Annotated in this window: 1 protein-coding gene; it reads left to right on the plus strand. The window is 55.7% G+C overall.

The window, feature by feature from the left end; all coding sequences use genetic code 11:
- Window positions 1-253 (plus strand): LysR substrate-binding domain-containing protein (locus FDX22_RS22555; RefSeq protein ID WP_255433040.1); only part of this gene is annotated, 253 nt, incomplete at both ends.

Raw genomic sequence — 253 nt, forward strand, 5'->3', positions numbered from 1 at the left:
GCCCAGTTTGGTGTCCCGGAGAAACCCGCCGATCTCAGCAATCATTCGTGGCTGGAATACAGCGTTCGTCCGGATAATGAGTTCGAATTAATTGCCCCGGAGGGGATTTCTACCCGTCTGATCCCAGAGGGACGTTTTGTGACCAACGATCCGATGACATTGGTGCGCTGGCTGGCCGCAGGCGCGGGCATTGCCTATGTACCGCTGATGTGGGTGATCAATGAGATCAATCGTGGCGAAGTGGAGATCCTGC

This window comes from Citrobacter sp. TBCS-14 (assembly GCF_005280805.1).
Classification (GTDB): Bacteria; Pseudomonadota; Gammaproteobacteria; order Enterobacterales; family Enterobacteriaceae; genus Citrobacter; species Citrobacter gillenii.